This window comes from Xanthomonas sp. NCPPB 1132 (assembly GCF_056629235.1).
This window is the reverse complement of the sequence record NZ_CM152819.1, coordinates 2211195-2228885: the sequence shown is the minus strand read 5'-3', so window position 1 is coordinate 2228885 and position 17691 is coordinate 2211195. Positions and strand designations below refer to the sequence as shown.

Here is a 17691-nt window from a genome sequence, read left to right as displayed (position 1 = left end):
GCCGATACCCGCTTCGCCCACGCGCGGCGTCAGTAACGCAGCGGCGCGGTGAGCGGAATGTCCGCCGGCCAGCGCGCCCGCGCGCCCAGCCCGGCCAGTTCCACCAGCACCGTCGCCGCGACCACCTCCGCGCCCATCCGCTGCGCCAGCGCCAGCGCCGCCAGCAGGGTGCCGCCGGTGGCCAGCACGTCGTCGACCAGCAGCACGCGCATGCCCGGCTGCAGCGCATCGGCATGGATCTCGATGCGGTCGCGGCCGTACTCCAGGCCGTAGTCCTGGGCCAGGGTCTGCGCCGGCAGCTTGCCGGGCTTGCGCACCGGCACGAACCCGGTGCGCAGTTCGTGCGCCAGCGGCGCGCCGAGGATGAAGCCGCGCGCCTCGATGCCCAGCACCGCGTCCAGCGGGGTGCCGCGCCAGGGCTGGGCCAGCGCATCCACGGCGGAGGCGAAATCCGGGCCGTCGGCCAGCAGCGGGGTGACGTCCTTGAACACGATGCCCGGCTTCGGGAAATCGGCGATATCGCGGATGCGGTCGGACCAGTGGGCCGGTGCGTCGCTGGGCGCGCCGCAACAGGAAGAATCGTTCATCGCGCGGTCGTATGGCGTGGGGAACCGCAAAGTCTAGTCGCAAGGCGGCACCACGTCGCGGGGCCGCCTCGTCGGTCTACGGCTTACGCCGCCGCAGCGCTCGCGTCCTGCCGCGCCGAACCGTGAAACAGACGGCGCACCAATACGAAGAACAGCGGCACCAGCAGCACCGCCAGCGCGGTGCCGGTGACCATGCCGCCGATCACGCACACGCCGATCTCGCGGCGGCTGGAGGCGCCGGCGCCGGTCGACAGCGCCAGCGGCAGCACGCCGGCCACGAACGCCAGCGAGGTCATCACGATCGGCCGCAGGCGCAGCCGCGCACCTTCCAGCGTCGCCTCCAGCAAGGGCATGCCCGCGCGCTGCCGCGCCTCGGCGAACTCGACGATCAGGATCGCGTTCTTTGCCGACAGACCGATCGTGGTCAGCAGGCCGACCTGGAAATAGATGTCGTTGACGAACCCGGCCAGCGTGGTCGCCAGCACCGTGCCGACCACGCCCAGCGGGATCACCAGCAGCACCGCCACCGGGATCGACCAGCTCTCGTACAGCGCCGCCAGGCACAGGAAAATGAACAGGATCGAGGCCGTGTACAGCCACAGCGTCTGGTTGCTGGACAACTGCTCCTGGTAGGACAGCCCGCTCCACTGCAGGTCGAAGCCGTCCTGCTTGGCCACGATCGCCTGCATCCGCTGCATCGCCTCGCCGGAACTGCTGCCGGCCGCCGCGCCGCCCTGGATCTGCGATGCCGGCAGGCCGTTGAAGCGCTGCTGCAGCTGCGGGCCGCGGGTCCAGTGGGTGCTGGCGAAACTGGCGAACGGCGCCATCTGTCCGCCGCTGCCGCGCACGTACCACTGCGCGATGTCCTCCGGCAGCGCGCGGTACGGCGCATCGCCCTGCACGTACACGCGCTTGACCCGGCCGCGGTCGATGAAATCGTTGACGTAGCTGCCGCCCCAGGCGGTGGCCAGGGTCGCGTTGATGTCGCTCTGCGCCAGGCCCAGCGCGCTGGCCTGGGCGTGGTCGATGTCCACCTGCAACTGTGCCTTGTCGCCCAGGCCGTTGAGCCGCACCGCGGTCAGTTGCGGATCGTCGCCGGCCTCCTTGAGCACCTGCTGCTGCGCCTTCAGCAGCGCCGCGCGGCCGGCGCCGTCGCTGTCGCGGATCCACAGCTCGAAGCCGCTGGACTGGCCCAGGCCGCGCACCGCCGGCGGCGACAGCACGCTGATCTTGGCGTCGCTGACCCCGCGGAAATGCGCGTTGGCGCGGTCGATGATGGCCTGCGCGGTGTTGTCGCGGTTGCGCTCGCCCCACGGCGTGAGCGCCACGAAGGCCTGGCCGGCGTTCTGCCCGGTGCCGGCGTTGTTGCGGCCCACCACCATGAAGATCGCGGTGAGATTGGCCTTCTCGTGGGTCATGAAGTAGTCGCTGATGCGCTCACCCAGGGCCTGGGTCTTGGCCAGCGGCGTGCCTTCCGGCGTGGTGAACTGGATCTGCACCTGGCCCTGGTCCTCCACCGGCAGGAAGCCGGTGGGCATGCGCATGTACAGCACCACCATCGCCAGCGCCACCAGCGCATACAGCGCCAGCCAGCGCCGCGGCCGCTGCAGCACGCCGCCGAGGCGACGCTGGTAGGCCTGCTGGCCGCGCTCGACGCTGCGGTTGAACCACTGGAAGAAGCGGCCGAGCTTGCGCTCCTGTTCCACCGGCTTGAGCAGGGTCGCGCAAAGCGCCGGGGTCAGGGTCAGCGCGACCAGCGCCGACAGCACCATCGCCGAGGCGATGGTGATCGAGAACTGCCGGTAGATGATGCCGGTGGAGCCGCCGAAGAACGCCATCGGCAGGAACACCGCGCCCAGCACCACGGTGATGCCGATCAGCGCCCCGGTGATCTCGCCCATCGAGCGCTCGGTGGCCTCGCGCGGCGGCAGGTGCTCCTCGTGCATGATCCGCTCGACGTTCTCCACCACCACGATGGCGTCGTCGACCAGCAGGCCGATCGCCAGCACCATCGCGAACAGGGTCAGCGTGTTGATGGTGAAACCTGCCGCGGCGAGGATGCCGAAGGTGCCCAGCAGCACCACCGGCACGGTGATCGCCGGGATCAGCGTGGCGCGCCAGTTCTGCAGGAACAGGAACATCACCACCACCACCAGCACGATCGCCTCGGCCAGGGTGTGCACCACGTTCTCGATCGAGATCCGCACGAACGGCGTGCTGTCGCGCGGATAGGCCACGTCCAGGCCCGGCGGGAAGGTCGGCTTGAGCCGTTCGATGGTGGCGTGGATCGCATCGGAGGTGGCGATCGCATTGGCGCCGGCCGACAGCGTCACCGAGAAGCCCGACGCCGGGTGGCCGTTGAGGGTGGCGTTGTTCTGGTAGTTCTCCGCACCGATCTCCACCCGCGCCACATCGCCCAGGCGCACGCTGGAACCGTCCGCGCGCGTGGCCAGGATGATCTGCCGGAACTGCTCGGGGGTCTGCAGCCGCGACTGCGCGGTGACCGTGGCGTTGAGTTCCTGCTCGGCGCCGGTGGGCAGCGCACCGAGTTCGCCGGCGGTGACCTGGGTGTTCTGCGCCAGGATCGCGCTGCGCACGTCACCCGGCATCAGTTGGTAGGCATTGAGCTTGTGCGGGTCCAGCCACACCCGCATCGCGTACTGCGCGCCGAACACGTTGATCTCGCCGACGCCGTTGATGCGGCTGATCGGGTCCTGCAGGGTGCTGACCAGGTAGTCGGAGATGTCGACGTTGTCCATGCGGTCGGTGCGGTCGTAGATCGCCACCGCCATCAGGCTGTCGCCCTGCGACTTGGCCACGGTCACGCCCTGCTGCTGCACTTCCTGCGGCAGGCGGTTGAGCGCCTGGTTGACCCCGTTCTGCACCTGCACCTGGGCGATGTCCGGGTTGGCCGCCTGGTCGAAGGTGATGCTGATCCGCGCCTGCCCGGACGAGGAACTGGTTGAGGAAAAGTACAGCAGGTGGTCGATGCCCTTGATCTGCTGTTCGATCACCTGGGTGACGCTGTCCTCCACGGTCTGCGCCGAGGCGCCGTTGTAGGTGGCGGTGACGTTGACCGACGGCGGCGCGATGTCCGGGTACTGCTCGATCGGCAGGGTGAACACGGCGATGGCGCCGGCGGCCATGATGCAGATCGCCAGGACCCAGGCGAAGATCGGGCGGTGGATGAAGAAACGCGGCAGCATGCCGGCTCAGCCCTGGCTGGCGGCAGGCGCGGCGGCGGCGGCGGCCTTCACCGTCACCTTGGCGCCGTCGCTGAGGCCTTGCCGGCCCGCCACCACCACCCGCTCGCCGGGCTTGAGGCCATCGCCGACCAGCCAGCGGTCGCCGACCGCGCGCAGCGTGGTGAATTCGCGCTGGCGCACCACGTTGTCGGCGCCCACCACCCAGGCCACCGCCTCGCCGCGCGGGGTGCGGTCCACCGCCGACTGCGGCACCAGCAGGGCCTGCTGGCGCACGCCCTGCCCGACCAGCGCGCGCACGTACATGCCGGGCAGCAGTTGCGCATCGGGATTGGGGAAGCGCGCGCGCAGGGTCACCGCACCGGTGGTCTCCTCCACGTCGATGTCGGCGAACTCCAGCGTGCCGGGCAGCGGATACTCGGTGCCGTCGGACAGGGTCAGCCGTACCTGCGTGCTGGCCGGCTGCACGCCGCCAGCGGCGATCGCGCGGCGCAACGCCAGGAACTGATTGCCCGACTGGGTGATGTCCACGTTCATTGGATCCAGTTGCTGGATCTTGGCGATGGCGTCGGTCTGGTTGGCAGTGACCAGCGCACCCGGGGTCACCCGCGCGCGGCCGATGCGCCCGCCGATCGGCGCCAGCACCGTGGCGAAGCGCAGCTGCGTGCGCGCGGTGTCCAGCGCCGCGCGTTGCGCGTCGCGGCTGGCCAGCGCCTGCTTGTAGGCGGCCTGCGCATCGTCCACGTCCTGCTGCGCGGCCAGTTGGGTCTTACCCAGGGTACGGTAGCGCTCGGCACGCAACGTGGCGGCGGCGAGCGTGGCCTCGGCGGTGGCCAGGTTGGCCTGCGCCTGGTTGGCCGCGGCCTGGTACAGGGTCGGCTCGATCTGGAACAACGGCTGCCCGGCCCGCACCACGGCACCCTCCTCGAACAGCCGCTGGCGCAGGATGCCGCTGACCTGCGGCCGCACCTCCGATTCCTCCGACGCGACGGTGCGCCCGGCCAGCTCCACGCTCAACGGCACGCTCTGCGGCTGCAGGGTCACCACCTCCACCGTCTTCGCTGCCGGCGCCGGCGCCTTGCCTCCGCCCTTGCAGCCGGCGAACCCAAGCACCACGACGGACAGCAGCAACGGCAGCGCGCGGCGGCGCTGGACGAGAGGCGCGGGCATGCGCTTGATCCTGGGGACGACGAGGAGGATCATTTAATTTACTCAAAGACAAAAAAACATTCATGAAGGGAAGCACAACCCTTCGCCAGTCGGGTGCGCAAGCAACGACTGCGACACCCGAGGCAGCGGCTGCGGGCGCGCCCGCCCGGCCGCGCGGCCGGCCGGCGCTGGCCCGCCCGCGCCTGCTGGCGGCAGCGCGTACGCTGCTGCTGGAGCATGGGCTGGACGTGTCGCTGGAACAGATCGCCAGCCAGGCCGGGCTGACCCGGCAGAGCCTGTACAACCACTTTTCCAGCAAGGCCGAGCTGCTGATGCAGGTGTTCGAGGCCCTGGGCGAGGAATTGCAGACCCGCCTGGAGAACATCAGCAGCGCCACCGCGCAGGACCTGCCGGCGACCCTGCGGCAGATCGCGGTGACCGTGCCGGCGCACCTGTACGCGCCCGACGCCCTGCGCCTGCATCGCCTGCTGGTGCAGGCCAGCGCGCAGATGCCGGATCTGCTGCAATCGCTGCACCAGCGCCGCGCCGGCCGCCTGCGCGAGCGCCTGAGCGCCCTGCTGCAGACCCTGCACGCGCGTGGCGACGTGCAGGTCGAGGCGCCCTTCCTCGCCGCCACCGCCTTCATCGGCGCGACCTTCGGCTACGCCTATCCCAGCGCCATGCTCAACGGACAGGCGCCGGACGCGGCCGCCCAGCAGGCGCTGGCGGAAGAAGTGGTGGCGACCTTCCTGGCCGCCTGGCGCTACCGTGGCGCGACCGCGTCCTGAGCGCACGCGCCGCCCCCGCTCAGGAACTGCACGACAGCATCGAACAGCCGGCCCGGGCTCGCGCCCAGTCCGGACGCTTCGCCGCGAAGGCCTCGCGCCCCGGCTGCTCGTCGTAGGGACGCCGCATCACCTCCAGCAGTTCATCGATGCCGCCGGTATCGCCCTGCTCGGCGCGGTCGATCGCTTGCTGCGCCAGGTAGTTGCGCAGCACGTAGCGCGGGTTGGCCGCACGCATCTGCTCCGCACGCACGGCGGCGGGCAGCGGATCCTGCTGCAGGCGCTGCGCATAGCGGGCCAGCCAGGCCTCGAACGCCGGCGCCTGCGCCGCCAGTTTGTCCGGGTCGTAAAACGCGTCGGCCAGTGCCGCCAGGGCCTGCGCCGGCGTCCACGGCTGCAGCGGCAATGCGCTCAAGCCGCGGAACCACAGGGTCATGTCGACCTCGCCCTGCTGCAGCAGGTCCAGCACGTCGCGCATCAGCGCCACATCGTCATCGCCGCACTGTTGCAGGCCGAGCTTGGCCGCGATGTTGTCGCGCTCGGCCTGCGCATAGTCGGAACGGAACCGTTCGAGGCCGTCGTGCAGCGGTGTCACGTCGTCGAACAGCGGGGCCAGCGCCTGCGCCAGCCGACCCAGGTTCCAGTACGCGACCTGCGGCTGCGTGCCGAACCGGTAGCGGCGCCCCTGCGCATCGGTGGTGTTGGGCGTCCACTCCGGGTCGTAGTCGTCGACCCAGCCATACGGGCCGTAGTCGATGGTCAGCCCCAGGATCGACATGTTGTCGGTGTTCATCACCCCGTGCACGAAGCCGACCTGCATCCAGTGCGCCACCATGCGCGCAGTGCGCGCACAGATCTCGGCGAACCAGGCCGCGTCGCGCGCGCCGCCGGTTCCCGGCAATTCCGGGAAATCGCGCGCGATCACCAGATCGGCCAGGCGCCGCAGCAATGCGATGTCGCCGCGCGCGGCCGGCAGCTCGAAACTGCCGAAGCGCACGAACGAAGGCGCCACCCGGCACACCACCGCGCCCGGTTCGGCGCGCGGGTGACCGTCGTAGAACATGTCGCGCACCACCGTCTCGCCGGTGCCGACCAGGCTCAGCGCGCGCGTGGTCGGCACGCCCAGGTGATGCATGGCCTCGCTGCACAGGAACTCACGGATCGAGGAGCGCAGCACCGCGCGGCCGTCGGCGCCGCGCGAATACGGCGTGGGCCCGGCACCCTTGAGTTGCAGCTCCCAGCGCCGCCCGTCCACACCCAGGGCCTCGCCCAGCGAGATCGCGCGGCCGTCGCCCAGTTGCCCGGCCCAATGCCCGAACTGGTGGCCGCCGTAGTTCGCCGCGTAGGGCTGCATGCCCGCATAGAGCGCATTGCCGGCGAACACCGCGGCGAACTGCGGCGCCTCCACTTCCTGCTCGGACAGCCCGAGCAAGGCCGCCACCTCCGGCGAGTACGCCAGCAGCCGCGGCGCCGCCACCGGCGTCGGCTCGACCGGCGACCACAGCGCCCCCAGCACCTCGCGGCGCCGCGGCCCGGTTTCCGGGTCGCCAGGCAACTCGGCGACGAAACGATTGTCGAAACGCAAGGAGGACATGGGAGACAGCGTAGAAGTCGCAGGCTTCATTGGAAAGTCCGCAAGGTGAGCATCCAGTGCACGCTTCGTGGCGCGCAGGCATGCCAAGCCCCTCTCCCCCCGGGAGAGGGGTTGGGGTGAGGGTCCGACCACCGCGAAATCAAGGCGCAAGCGCAAAGCCGCGCTTTTGCGAATCCCGACTCCCCACTCCCAAGTCCTCGCCCCACCTCCACTCGCCGCCGACACCCGCATCCGGCATGCTCCGCGCTCCTCTCCGGGATCGCCCATGTCCGACCGTCCGTCTCGCCCCCGCTGGCCCCGCAACGCCCTGATCGCCCTGTCCTCGCTGCTGGTCTCGGCCTGCAGCAGCCTGTTCTTCGGCGGCCTCAACGCCGGCTCCTCGCGGCATGGCCTCAGCGAGCAGCGCGGCATCGTCTACGACGCCGCGCACGGCCTGGCGCTGGACGTGTACCGCCCGGCCGGGGTGCAGCACGCGCCGGTGGTGGTGTTCTTCCACGGGGGCACCTGGAAGACCGGCACCCGCCAAAACTACCGCTGGGCCGGCGAAGCGCTGGCGCGGCACGGCGTGGTCGCGATCGTGCCGGACTACCGCAAGTATCCGCAGGTGACCCTGGACGGCTTCATGCGCGACGCCGCCGCCGCGGTGGCCTGGAGCCAGCGCCATGCCGTCGAGTACGGCGGCGATCCGCAGCGACTGGTGCTGATGGGCCACTCCGCCGGCGCGCACATCGCCGCACTGCTGGCCACCGACGGCCACTGGCTGCAGGCGCAGGGCCTGTCGCCGCGGCAGCTGTGCGGCCTGGTCGGGCTGGCCGGCCCCTACGATTTCCTGCCGCTGACCGATCCGGACCTGATCGGCATGTTCGGCCAGGACCCGGCGCAGCAGCGGCGTTCGCAGCCGGTGAACTTCGTCGACGGCGACGAGCCGCCGGCGCTGCTGCTGCACGGCGATGCCGACACCGTGGTGGAGCCGCACAACAGCCAATCGCTGCAGGCCGCGCTTCAGCGTGTCGGCGTGCCGGCGGAACTGAAGACCTATCCCGGCATAGGCCACATGCGCCTGGTGCTGGCGCTGCGCAAGGACGACTCGGCGCTCCCGGTCATGGCCGACAGCATCGCCTTCATACGCGCCTGCCCGGCCCGCCCCGCCGTCCGCTGACCGCGCGGGAGGCGCGGCCCGCGCGCGACAGGCTCAGTCGTTCGCGCCGCCGAGCAGTTCGAACGGACCGCCCTGCTGCAGCGCCCGCTGGTAGGCGGGGCGCTGCTCGATCCGCTGCACGAACCCGGCCAGGTTCGGATGCGCCTGCAGGCCGATGCGTGCCGCCGCGGCCTGCACCGGGAAGCTCATCTGCACGTCCGCGGCAGTGAAGCGGTCGCCGGCGAACCAGCCGGTGGCCGCCAGCTCGCGCTCCATCCAGTCCAGGTGCAGGCGCACCTGCGGCCCGACGAAGCTGCGCATCGCCTTTTCGACGATGCCCTTGGCGATCGGCCGGGCGAAGAACGGCATCTTCGCCGAGCGGATCCGCCCGAACACCAGGCTCATCAGCAGCGGCGGCATCGCCGAGCCCTCTGCGTAGTGCATCCAGTAGCGGTAGCGCAGGCGCTCGGGCGAATCCAGCGGCTGCGGCGCCGGCGACAGCGTGCAGCCGGTATCGTAACGGTCCACCAGATAGTCGAGGATGGCGCCGGACTCGGCCAGCACGTGGCCGTCGTCCACCAGCACCGGCGACTTGCCCAGCGGATGGATCGCGCGCAGCTCCGCCGGCGCCAGCATGGTCTTGGGGTCGCGCTGGTACTTGATCACCTGGTACGGCAGCGCCAGTTCCTCCAGCAACCACAGCACGCGCTGCGACCGGGACTGGTTGAGGTGATGCACGGTGATCATGGCGGCGGCTCCGGCGACTGGGGGCCGCCATCGTAGCCGGATGCGGGTGTGAACCGGCGTGTGCACGGGCATCGCCGCAGCGCTCGGCGCTGCGCCGCGAACGGCCACCGCTGGCGCGAACGCGCGCCCGACGCCAGCATCGCCCAAAACAAAAACGCCGGAAGCTTGCGCTTCCGGCGTTCGGCACCTTGCGGTGGCGGGCGTCCTTAGACGGCCTGCACCTGGTCAGCCTGCATACCCTTCTGGCCCTGCACGGCGACGAAGGTCACCTTCTGGCCTTCCTGCAGCGACTTGAAGCCGGTGCCCTGGATCGCGCGGAAGTGCACGAACAGGTCCGGGCCGCTTTCCGGGGTGATGAAGCCGAAGCCCTTGGCATCGTTGAACCACTTCACGGTACCGCTCTGACGATCAGACATTTGCTAACTCCTGAAACATTGAATTGAAGAAATCGCAGCCATCGGAGATCGAGGCCGAGACTGAGTTGCAGGCGTTAGTAAAGCGAGCGGAACGATGAAGTGGATCGCGAGATCTACTGCACCAAGCCACGATTCACGGTGACTCTAGCAAACACAGTGGAGCCACCATACGCGGGTCGCGATCAAAAAGCGACATCTTTGTGTAGACAAACCGGGATCCACCACAAGGAAGCTGAACCTCACCCTAAAGTTAGTGCCGGCGCGGCCGATCCTGCTGCCGATCCGCGAAAACTGCGCAAATCTGCCGCCTGCCGGGCAACGGCGACTGAGGCGCTGAGCGCCACACACACCGCCGCATCCACCCAGCGCTCCCCTCGCCTCTGCCATCCCACCCGGCATCGATCCTCGGGCCCCACCCGCGGCACGGGTCGGCGGCGGCTCCGCACACCGTATCCTATTGCGCCCTCGATCCCGGTAGCCGCATGGCCCTCACCGCCACCCTCCGCAAGGCGGAGCTGCAGATTTCCGACATGGACCGCGGCTACTACGCCGCCCACTCCCTGACCCTGGCGCAACATCCGTCCGAGACCGACCAGCGGCTGATGGCGCGCCTGCTGACCTTCGCGCTGTACGCCGAGGAGCGCCTGCTGTTTGGCAAGGGCCTGAGCAGCGACGACGAGCCCGACCTGTGGCGGATGGACTACACCGGCGCGATCGAACAATGGATCGAGGTCGGCCAGCCCGACGAATCGCGGGTGCGCAAGGCCTGCGGGCGGGCACGTTCGGTGGTGGTGGCCAACTACGGCGGCCGCGCCGCGGACATCTGGTGGGACAAGAACGCCTCGGCGCTGGGCAAGCTCAAGCAGGTGCAGGTGATCGACCTGCCGGCCGAGGCCGTGGCCGCGGCGGCCGAGCTGATCCAGCGCAGCATGCGCTTCGACGTGGTGATCCAGGACGGCGAGGTGCAGTGGCTGGGCGACAGCGGCAGCTTCGCCTTCACCCCAACGGTGCGCAAAGCCGCGGCATGAGCGCCGGGACAGCCCCCCTCCGCACCGACGTCGTGGTGATCGGCGCCGGCGCCGCCGGGCTGATGTGCGCGATCGCCGCCGGCCAGCGCGGGCGCCGGGTGCGGGTGATCGACCACGCCAACAAGGTCGGCAAGAAGATCCTGATGTCCGGCGGCGGCCGCTGCAATTTCACCAATACCGGTACCGGCCCGGGCAACTTCCTGTCGGCCAACCCGCACTTCTGCAAGTCGGCGCTGGCCCGCTACCGCCCCACCGACTTCATCGACCTGGTCGAGCGCCACGGCATCGCCTATCACGAGAAGGAACTGGGGCAGTTGTTCTGCGACATCTCCTCCAAGCAGATCGTGCGCATGCTGATGGACGAGTGCGCCGCAGCCGGCGTCACCGTGCGCACCGACTGCAGCGTGCGCGCGGTGGAACGCGGCAGCGAGGGCTTCCGCCTGGACACCGACGACGGCCCGGTGCAGGCGGATTCGCTGGTGGTGGCGACCGGCGGGCTGTCCATCCCCAGCCTCGGCGCCAGCGGCTTCGGCTACGACCTGGCGCGGCAGTTCGGCCACGCCGTGCTGCCGACCCGCGCCGGCCTGGTGCCGCTGACCCTGAGCGGCAAGCACCAGGAACGCCTGCACGACCTGTCCGGCCTGGCCTTGCCGGTGGAGGCCCGTTGCAATGGCACAAGCTTCCGCAACTTCATGCTGATCACCCACCGCGGGGTCAGCGGCCCGGCGATCCTGCAGATCTCCTCCTATTGGCAGCCGGGCGACGACCTGCGCCTGGACCTGCTGCCGGGGCAGGACGCGGCGACCTGGCTGCGCGAACACAAGCGCCTGCGCGGCGCCAGCGAACTGCGTACGGTGCTGGGCGAGGCGCTGCCGCGCCGCTTCGCACAACGCCTGTGCGAGGTGTGGCTGCCGGACAAACCGGTGCGCCAACTTGACGAGCCGCAGCTGCGCGCGGCCGCCGAGCTGCTCGGCGCCTGGCCGCTGGTGGCCAGCGGCACCGAGGGCTACCGCACCGCCGAAGTCACCCTGGGCGGCGTGGACACCGACCAGGTGTCGTCCTCGACCATGGAATCGCGACGCGTACCCGGCCTGTACTTCGTCGGCGAAGTGCTCGACGTCACCGGCTGGCTGGGCGGCTACAACTTCCAGTGGGCCTGGGCCTCGGGCCATGCGGCGGGCTTGGCGGCCTAGCGGCAGGGAATGGGGAATCGGGAATGGGGAATCGAAACACCGCTCGTTGCGAGCGCGTCCCGGTCCGCCCGCGAACGTTCAGACACAATAGCCCGCTCTTGCGACTCCCCATTCCCGATTCCCCATTCCCGAACAACATGGACGCGACAGCGGCCATCGTGTATTAAACCCCGTCCCCGGGAGGCTTCATGCACACAGGCAAAGACATCACCCTCCGCCTGATGATCGTCGACGACAGCGGCGAAGACGCCGAGGCGATCGTCAGCAGCCTGCGCAACAGCGGCATCGCGGTGCGCCCGTCGCGGCCGCAGCACGCCGAGGAGTTGTCGGCGATGCTGGCCGCGCAGCCGATCGACCTGGTGCTCAGCGCACAGGCCCAGTCGATCCCCCTGCCGCAGGTGCTGCAGCGGGTCGCGGCCAGCGGCAAGGACATCCCGGTCATCGTGCTGGCCGAGCGCATCGACGAGAACGAATGGCTGGAGGCCGTGGCCGGCGGCGCGCGCGCGATCGCGCTGCGGCAGCGCCCCGAGCACCTGCTGGCGGTGGTGCGCACCACCTGGGCCGATCTGCAGGCGCGGCGCGGGCTGCGCCGGATCGAGGCGCAGATGCGCGAGACCGAGCGCCGCTGCGATGCGTTGATCGCCTCCTCGCGCGATCCGATCGCCTACATCCACGAAGGCATGCACATCCGCGCCAACGACGCCTACCTGGAGATGTTCGGGTTCGCGTCGTTCGACGACGTCGAAGGCGTGTCGCTGCTGGACATGGTCGCGCCGCAGCACGTGGAAGGCTTCAAGCAGGTGCTGAAGTCGCTGAGCAAGGGCGAGCCGCCGCCGGCGCAGTACCAGGTGGACGCACGCACCCTGGAAGGCGACAGTTTCCCGGCGACCATGGAATTCGCCACCGCCAGCTACGAGGGCGAGGCCTGCGTGCAGGTGGTGTTCCGCCGCCGCGAGGAGTTCGACCCGGAACTGGCGCGCGAGGTCGAGGACCTGCGCCAGCGCGACCAGGTCACCGGCCTGCTCAACCGCCCCACCTTGATGCTGGCGCTGGAAACCGCCGTGGCCCAGGTCGGCCGCGGCGAGGGCCAGTACGGCTTCTTGCTGGTCGAGCCGGATCATTACGCGCGGCTGCTGGCCGACATCGGCCTGGATTCGGCCGACGCGCTGGTCGCAGCATTGGGCCAGCACCTGGCCGCGGCCATCGACGGCGACGTGCAGGCGGCGCGCTTCGGCGAGCACAACTTCGCGCTGCTGCTGGAAGGCGACTACGCGCGCACCGCGGCACTGGCCGAGCGCCTGCTGCAGGCCTACGCCAGCCATGTGTTCAGCGTCGGCGAGCGCTCGGCCACGGTCACCGTCAGCATCGGCGGCGTGCAGATCGGCGAGAAGATCGCCAGCGTCGGCCAGGTCCTGGCGCGCGCCAGCGAGAACGTGCAGGCGACCGTGGAGCTGGGCGGCAACGCCTGCAAGATCTTCGACCCGGGCGCGGCCGATCGCCTCGAGGAGGAGCGCGTGCAGCGCTGGGTGCAGCACCTGCGCGAGGCCCTGGCTGGCGACGGCTTCCTGCTGCACTACCAGCCGGTGCTGAACCTGCAGGGCGACCAGCACGAACTGTACGAGGCCTACCTGCGCCTGGAGCGCAACGACGAGCTGATCGGCCCGTCGACCTTCCTCGGCATCGCCGCCGAGCATGGCCTGACTGCCGAGATCGACCGCTGGGTGGTCTCTCGTGCGATCGCCGTGATCGGCGAACGCCAGCGCGCCGGCCATGCCACCAGCCTGCTGGTCAAGGTCAGCCCGGAGGCCTTCGCCGACACGCAGATGGTCGACCTGATCCGGCGCGAACTGGCGACGCACGGCGTGCCCGGCGACCGCCTGTGGTTGCAGACACCGGAAGCCAAGGTGTTCACCCATCTGCGCAATGCCCAGCAATTCCTGGCCGACGCCACCGCCCTGGACTGCAAGGTCGGGCTGGAACAGTTCGGCTCCGGCCTGGATTCGTTCCAGTTGCTGGCGCACTTCCAGCCCTCGTTCCTGAAGCTGGACCGCGGCTTCACCCAGGACCTGACCCAGACCCGCGAACACCAGGACAAGATCCGCGAGATCACTGGGCGCGCGCAGTCTGCCGGCATCCGCACCATCGCCGAGTTCGTCTCCGACGCCACCTCGATGAGCCTGCTGTTCAGTGCCGGCGTCGATTACGTACAGGGCGAGTTCGTCGGCCTGGCGGCGCCGGGGATGAACTTCGATTTTGCCTGAGAGGCCGGGATTGGGGATTCGGGATTGGGGATTGGCAAAAGCCGCTACAGGCGCAGGCATTTGCTGCGCCTGTAGCGGTCGACCTCAGCTCACTGTCGCGTTGACGTGCGAGGCGCGCAGGGTGGCGATGCGCTCGGCCAGCGGCGGGTGGCTCATGAACAACTTGCGCAGGCCCTGGCCCAGGCCGCCGGCGATGCCGAACGCCTGCACCTGCGACGGCAGCGTGCTCTGGCCATGGTTGAGCTCCAGGCGCTGCAGCGCCGCGATCATCTTGGCGCGGCCGGCCAGGCTGGCGCCGCCGGCGTCGGCGCGGAACTCGCGGTAGCGCGAGAACCACATCGCGATCATCGTCGCGAACAGGCCGAACACCAGTTCCAGCACCATCACGATCGCGTAGTAGGCCAGGCCGCGACGGCCGTCGCGGTTGCCCGACAGGTAGCTGTCGACCACGCCGCCGACCACGCGCGCCAGCACGATCACGAAGGTGTTGAGCACGCCCTGCAGCAGCGCCATGGTCACCATGTCGCCGTTGGCGATGTGGCTGATCTCATGGCCCAGCACCGCCTCGGCCTCGTCCTCGGTCATGTTCTGCAGCAGGCCGGTGGAGACCGCGACCAGCGCGTTGTTGCGGTTGGCGCCGGTGGCGAAGGCGTTGATTTCCGGACCGTCGTACACGGCGACCTCGGGCATGCCGATGCCCGCGGCCTGCGCCTGGCGCTGCACGGTCTGCAGCAGCCAGCGCTCGGTGTGGTTGCGCGGCTCGGTGATGACCTGCGCGCCGGTGGCGCGCTTGGCCATGAACTTGGACAGCAGCAGCGACACCAGCGAGCCGCCGAAGCCGAAGATCGCGGCCATCACCAGCAGGCCGCCCATCTGGTTGGGGTTGACCCCAAACACGGACATGACAATGCCGGCCAGGACCAGCACCGCCAGGTTGGTGATGAGGAACAGGACGATGCGATTGAACATGTGAGCGTGGGCTCCGCACGGATTAAATGGTAGGGATTGGCTCGAATCTGCGGTGTCGGCCGCTTGAATTCAAGCGCGTACCTGACCGAGGATTCAGCTTATCCATGTCCCCGCCCCCCTACCGCGGCCGCTTTGCGCCCTCGCCCACCGGCCCGCTGCACCTGGGATCCCTGCTCGCCGCCTTCGGCAGCTGGCTGTTGGCGCGCCACGCCGGCGGCGAATGGCTGCTGCGCATCGAGGACGTGGACCGTCCGCGCAGCGTGCCCGGCGCCGCCGAGCGGCAACTGGCCAGCCTGCGCGCCTGCGGCCTGGAGGCCGACGGGCCGGTGCTGCGGCAGAGCGAGCGCGACCCGGTATACCGCGACGCAGCGCAGCGACTGCTGCAGGCCGACCTGGCCTTTCCCTGCAGTTGCAGCCGCAGCGACCTGGCGGCGCAAGGCGGCGTGCACCATGCCTGCGTGGCGACCCAGGTCCGCGCGCACCCGGCGCTGCGCCTGCGCGTGCCGCCCGGCGCGGCCAGCGTGGTCGCCTTCGACGACGGCGTCCGCGGCCGGCTGCGCCAGGACGTCTACAGCGAGGTCGGCGATGTGGTGCTGCTGCGCGCCGACGGCTGCTGGGCCTACCAACTGGCGGTGGTGGTCGACGATGCTGCACAAGGCATCACCGACGTGGTGCGCGGCGCCGACCTGCTCGATTCCACGCCGCGGCAGATCCTGCTGCAGCGCGCGCTGGGCCTGCCGACGCCGCGCTACCTGCACCTGCCGCTGCTGCTCGGCCCCGACGGCCGCAAGCTGTCCAAATCGCATGCCGCGCTGCCGCTGGACGACGCCGACCCGCTGCCGGCGCTGCGCCTGGCCTGGGCGACGTTGGGCCAGCCGCCGGCCGCGCTGGCAGGCGCCGGATCGGTGAGGACGCTGCTGGACTGCGCGCTGCGCAGCTTCGACCCGGCACGGCTGCCGGCGCAGGACCGACGCGTGGACGCCGCAGCACCGGCCGCGCCCGCTATCCCCAGCGACATCAAGGCTGACTAGAATCGCACCCTGGGCCGCGCCGCGGCCGCCCTCCTTCTTTCTCTATCCGGAGCGACATCCATGACATCACGCGTTGCGCTGGTCACCGGCGGCACCGGCGGCATCGGAACCGCGATCTGCGAGCGGCTGGCCGCACAGGGCCACCGCGTGGCCAGCAACTACCGCGACGAGGCCAAGGCCCTGGCCTGGCAGCAGCGCATGCGCGAGCGTGGTCACGAGGTCGCCATCGTCCCCGGCGACGTCGCCTCGCCCGAACACGCGCAGCGCCTCATCCGCGAGGTCGAACGCCAGCTCGGCCCGGTCGAGATCCTGGTCAACAACGCCGGCATCACCCGCGACACCACCTTCCACAAGATGACCGCCGAGCAATGGCACGAGGTCATCAACACCAACCTCAACTCGGTGTTCAACGTCACCCGCCCGGTGATCGAGGGCATGCGCCAGAAGCGCTGGGGGCGGGTCATCCAGATCAGCTCGATCAACGGCCTCAAGGGCCAGTACGGCCAGGCCAACTACGCCGCGGCCAAGGCCGGCATGCATGGCTTCACCATTTCCCTGGCGCGCGAGAACGCCAGCTACGGCATCACCGTCAACACGGTCTCGCCCGGCTACGTCGCCACCGACATGGTGATGGCGGTGCCGGAGGAAGTGCGCGCCAAGATCGCCGCCGACATTCCCACCGGGCGTCTCGGCAAGCCGGAGGAGATCGCCTACGCCGTGGCGTTCCTGGTGGCCGAGGAAGCGGCGTGGATCACCGGTTCGAACCTGGACATCAACGGCGGCCACCACATGGGGTGGTGAGCGGCTGAATCGCTCAGGCGGCGGCTTTCGCGCGAGGTAACGCTATCCCGCATTGGCCGCCACGGCGGCCTGCGGACGTTCGCTGCGCTGCGAATGCTGCGCAGCATGATTTTTTTGCTGCACCCGCGTGTTCAGGTACTTTCGGCGGTTGCAAGCCCTGCTGCGCTGCGCCATGCTGCGCGCCTACCGTCACAGAGCGATCGCTTCATGGCTGAGATTCGCATCATCAAGAAGTATCCCAATCGCCGCCTCTACGACACCGAGATCTCCAGTTACATCACCATCGAAGACGTCCGCCAGTTGATCATCGACGGCGAGGAATTCGAAGTCCGCGACGCCAAGACCGGCGAAGACCTCAGCCGCGCAGTGCTGCTGCAGATCATCGCCGACCAGGAACAGGACGGCGAACCGATGCTGTCCACGCAGTTGCTCAGCCAGATCATCCGCTTCTACGGCGACTCGCTGCAGGGCTTCATGGGCAACTATCTGGAGCGCAGCATGCAGGTGTTCCTCGACCAGCAGCAGCAGTTCCGCCAGCAGATGGGCAACCTGCTGGGACAGACTCCGTGGACCATGATGAACCAGCTCACCGAGCGCAACCTGGAACTGTGGCACGAGTTCCAGCGCAACCTCGGCGCCGGCTTCGGCCGCCCGGCCGCCGGCACCGGCAAGCCCGGCGAACCGCCGGCGGGTGCCTCGCCGAAGTCGCGTTCGCGCTGAGAGGATTGCGACCGGGTGGGTTCGGCAGGGCGCTGCGCGCCCCTACCCTCACCCCAACCCCTCTCCCGG

The 17691-nt window shown here is 69.7% G+C and carries 15 protein-coding genes; 8 read left to right on the top strand and 7 right to left on the bottom strand.

Going from position 1 to position 17691, the window contains the following annotated elements; genetic code table 11:
• Positions 1–29: 29 nt before the first annotated feature.
• The 3 genes from AC1G9L_RS09430 to AC1G9L_RS09420 all read right to left on the bottom strand — a co-directional run bounded on the left by AC1G9L_RS09430 (position 30) and on the right by AC1G9L_RS09420 (position 4960).
• Positions 30–587 carry an adenine phosphoribosyltransferase gene (locus AC1G9L_RS09430; RefSeq protein ID WP_481070828.1) on the bottom strand — a complete coding sequence of 186 codons (558 nt, stop codon included), beginning with the start codon at positions 585–587 and terminating at the stop codon, positions 30–32.
• Between the two features lie 83 nt (positions 588–670).
• Entirely contained in the window at positions 671–3793 is a 3123-nt protein-coding gene (locus AC1G9L_RS09425; protein ID WP_019800072.1) for an efflux RND transporter permease subunit, read from the bottom strand.
• Positions 3794–3799: 6 nt separating this feature from the next.
• Complete coding sequence (locus AC1G9L_RS09420) at positions 3800–4960, bottom strand: efflux RND transporter periplasmic adaptor subunit (RefSeq protein WP_481070826.1); 1161 nt, start codon at positions 4958–4960, stop codon at positions 3800–3802.
• Positions 4961–5022: 62 nt separating this feature from the next.
• Here AC1G9L_RS09420 and AC1G9L_RS09415 point away from each other — a divergent pair, with 62 nt between their 5' ends.
• Positions 5023–5727 carry a TetR/AcrR family transcriptional regulator gene (locus tag AC1G9L_RS09415; protein ID WP_481070824.1) on the top strand — a complete coding sequence of 235 codons (705 nt, stop codon included), beginning with the start codon at positions 5023–5025 and terminating at the stop codon, positions 5725–5727.
• 19 nt (positions 5728–5746) lie between these two features.
• On the opposite strand, the gene AC1G9L_RS09410 is transcribed toward AC1G9L_RS09415, so the two are convergent.
• Positions 5747–7318 carry a protein adenylyltransferase SelO family protein gene (locus AC1G9L_RS09410; RefSeq protein ID WP_019801699.1) on the bottom strand — a complete coding sequence of 524 codons (1572 nt, stop codon included), beginning with the start codon at positions 7316–7318 and terminating at the stop codon, positions 5747–5749.
• A gap of 265 nt (positions 7319–7583) precedes the next feature.
• Between AC1G9L_RS09410 and AC1G9L_RS09405 the strand changes: the two genes are divergently transcribed.
• Entirely contained in the window at positions 7584–8477 is an 894-nt protein-coding gene (locus tag AC1G9L_RS09405) for an alpha/beta hydrolase (RefSeq protein WP_481070822.1), read from the top strand.
• 33 nt (positions 8478–8510) lie between these two features.
• Here the strand turns inward: AC1G9L_RS09405 and AC1G9L_RS09400 are convergent, their stop codons facing one another.
• Positions 8511–9203 (bottom strand): glutathione S-transferase N-terminal domain-containing protein, encoded by a 693-nt coding sequence (locus tag AC1G9L_RS09400; RefSeq protein ID WP_019801701.1) that lies wholly within the window; start codon positions 9201–9203, stop codon positions 8511–8513.
• A gap of 206 nt (positions 9204–9409) precedes the next feature.
• The gene (locus AC1G9L_RS09395) at positions 9410–9619 is read right to left on the bottom strand and encodes a cold-shock protein (RefSeq protein ID WP_006451993.1); all 210 of its coding nucleotides are present in this window, start codon (positions 9617–9619) and stop codon (positions 9410–9412) included.
• A gap of 482 nt (positions 9620–10101) precedes the next feature.
• Between AC1G9L_RS09395 and AC1G9L_RS09390 the strand changes: the two genes are divergently transcribed.
• The 3 genes from AC1G9L_RS09390 to AC1G9L_RS09380 all read left to right on the top strand — a co-directional run bounded on the left by AC1G9L_RS09390 (position 10102) and on the right by AC1G9L_RS09380 (position 14101).
• Complete coding sequence (locus tag AC1G9L_RS09390) at positions 10102–10647, top strand: YaeQ family protein (RefSeq protein ID WP_019801702.1); 546 nt, start codon at positions 10102–10104, stop codon at positions 10645–10647.
• Positions 10644–11840 carry an aminoacetone oxidase family FAD-binding enzyme gene (locus tag AC1G9L_RS09385; RefSeq protein ID WP_019801703.1) on the top strand — a complete coding sequence of 399 codons (1197 nt, stop codon included), beginning with the start codon at positions 10644–10646 and terminating at the stop codon, positions 11838–11840. Before AC1G9L_RS09390 ends, AC1G9L_RS09385 begins: the two co-directional genes overlap by 4 nt.
• A gap of 188 nt (positions 11841–12028) precedes the next feature.
• Positions 12029–14101, top strand: a complete 2073-nt coding sequence (locus AC1G9L_RS09380) for an EAL domain-containing protein (RefSeq protein ID WP_019801704.1) — start codon at positions 12029–12031, stop codon at positions 14099–14101.
• An 84-nt stretch (positions 14102–14185) separates the two neighbouring features.
• Here AC1G9L_RS09380 and htpX read toward each other — a convergent pair whose 3' ends face one another.
• On the bottom strand, positions 14186–15070 hold the full coding sequence (gene htpX / locus AC1G9L_RS09375) for a protease HtpX (protein ID WP_010342979.1): 885 nt from the start codon (positions 15068–15070) through the stop codon (positions 14186–14188).
• A gap of 104 nt (positions 15071–15174) precedes the next feature.
• Between htpX and gluQRS the strand changes: the two genes are divergently transcribed.
• The 3 genes from gluQRS to phaR all read left to right on the top strand — a co-directional run bounded on the left by gluQRS (position 15175) and on the right by phaR (position 17622).
• Positions 15175–16101 carry a tRNA glutamyl-Q(34) synthetase GluQRS gene (gluQRS, locus tag AC1G9L_RS09370; RefSeq protein ID WP_481070815.1) on the top strand — a complete coding sequence of 309 codons (927 nt, stop codon included), beginning with the start codon at positions 15175–15177 and terminating at the stop codon, positions 16099–16101.
• Between the two features lie 60 nt (positions 16102–16161).
• Positions 16162–16902 carry an acetoacetyl-CoA reductase gene (gene phbB, locus AC1G9L_RS09365; protein WP_019800309.1) on the top strand — a complete coding sequence of 247 codons (741 nt, stop codon included), beginning with the start codon at positions 16162–16164 and terminating at the stop codon, positions 16900–16902.
• Between the two features lie 207 nt (positions 16903–17109).
• Positions 17110–17622 carry a polyhydroxyalkanoate synthesis repressor PhaR gene (gene phaR, locus AC1G9L_RS09360; RefSeq protein WP_019800308.1) on the top strand — a complete coding sequence of 171 codons (513 nt, stop codon included), beginning with the start codon at positions 17110–17112 and terminating at the stop codon, positions 17620–17622.
• Positions 17623–17691 lie beyond the last annotated feature (69 nt).

What these genes read in the sequence shown, in the direction of transcription:
- AC1G9L_RS09430 (WP_481070828.1), bottom strand. Translation starts at nt 587, where the DNA reads ATGAACGATTCTTCCTGTTGCGGCGCGCCCAGCGACGCACCGGCCCAC.
- AC1G9L_RS09425 (WP_019800072.1), bottom strand. Translation starts at nt 3,793, where the DNA reads ATGCTGCCGCGTTTCTTCATCCACCGCCCGATCTTCGCCTGGGTCCTG.
- AC1G9L_RS09420 (WP_481070826.1), bottom strand. Translation starts at nt 4,960, where the DNA reads ATGCCCGCGCCTCTCGTCCAGCGCCGCCGCGCGCTGCCGTTGCTGCTG.
- AC1G9L_RS09415 (WP_481070824.1), top strand. Translation starts at nt 5,023, where the DNA reads ATGAAGGGAAGCACAACCCTTCGCCAGTCGGGTGCGCAAGCAACGACT.
- AC1G9L_RS09410 (WP_019801699.1), bottom strand. Translation starts at nt 7,318, where the DNA reads ATGTCCTCCTTGCGTTTCGACAATCGTTTCGTCGCCGAGTTGCCTGGC.
- AC1G9L_RS09405 (WP_481070822.1), top strand. Translation starts at nt 7,584, where the DNA reads ATGTCCGACCGTCCGTCTCGCCCCCGCTGGCCCCGCAACGCCCTGATC.
- AC1G9L_RS09400 (WP_019801701.1), bottom strand. Translation starts at nt 9,203, where the DNA reads ATGATCACCGTGCATCACCTCAACCAGTCCCGGTCGCAGCGCGTGCTG.
- AC1G9L_RS09395 (WP_006451993.1), bottom strand. Translation starts at nt 9,619, where the DNA reads ATGTCTGATCGTCAGAGCGGTACCGTGAAGTGGTTCAACGATGCCAAG.
- AC1G9L_RS09390 (WP_019801702.1), top strand. Translation starts at nt 10,102, where the DNA reads ATGGCCCTCACCGCCACCCTCCGCAAGGCGGAGCTGCAGATTTCCGAC.
- AC1G9L_RS09385 (WP_019801703.1), top strand. Translation starts at nt 10,644, where the DNA reads ATGAGCGCCGGGACAGCCCCCCTCCGCACCGACGTCGTGGTGATCGGC.
- AC1G9L_RS09380 (WP_019801704.1), top strand. Translation starts at nt 12,029, where the DNA reads ATGCACACAGGCAAAGACATCACCCTCCGCCTGATGATCGTCGACGAC.
- htpX (WP_010342979.1), bottom strand. Translation starts at nt 15,070, where the DNA reads ATGTTCAATCGCATCGTCCTGTTCCTCATCACCAACCTGGCGGTGCTG.
- gluQRS (WP_481070815.1), top strand. Translation starts at nt 15,175, where the DNA reads ATGTCCCCGCCCCCCTACCGCGGCCGCTTTGCGCCCTCGCCCACCGGC.
- phbB (WP_019800309.1), top strand. Translation starts at nt 16,162, where the DNA reads ATGACATCACGCGTTGCGCTGGTCACCGGCGGCACCGGCGGCATCGGA.
- phaR (WP_019800308.1), top strand. Translation starts at nt 17,110, where the DNA reads ATGGCTGAGATTCGCATCATCAAGAAGTATCCCAATCGCCGCCTCTAC.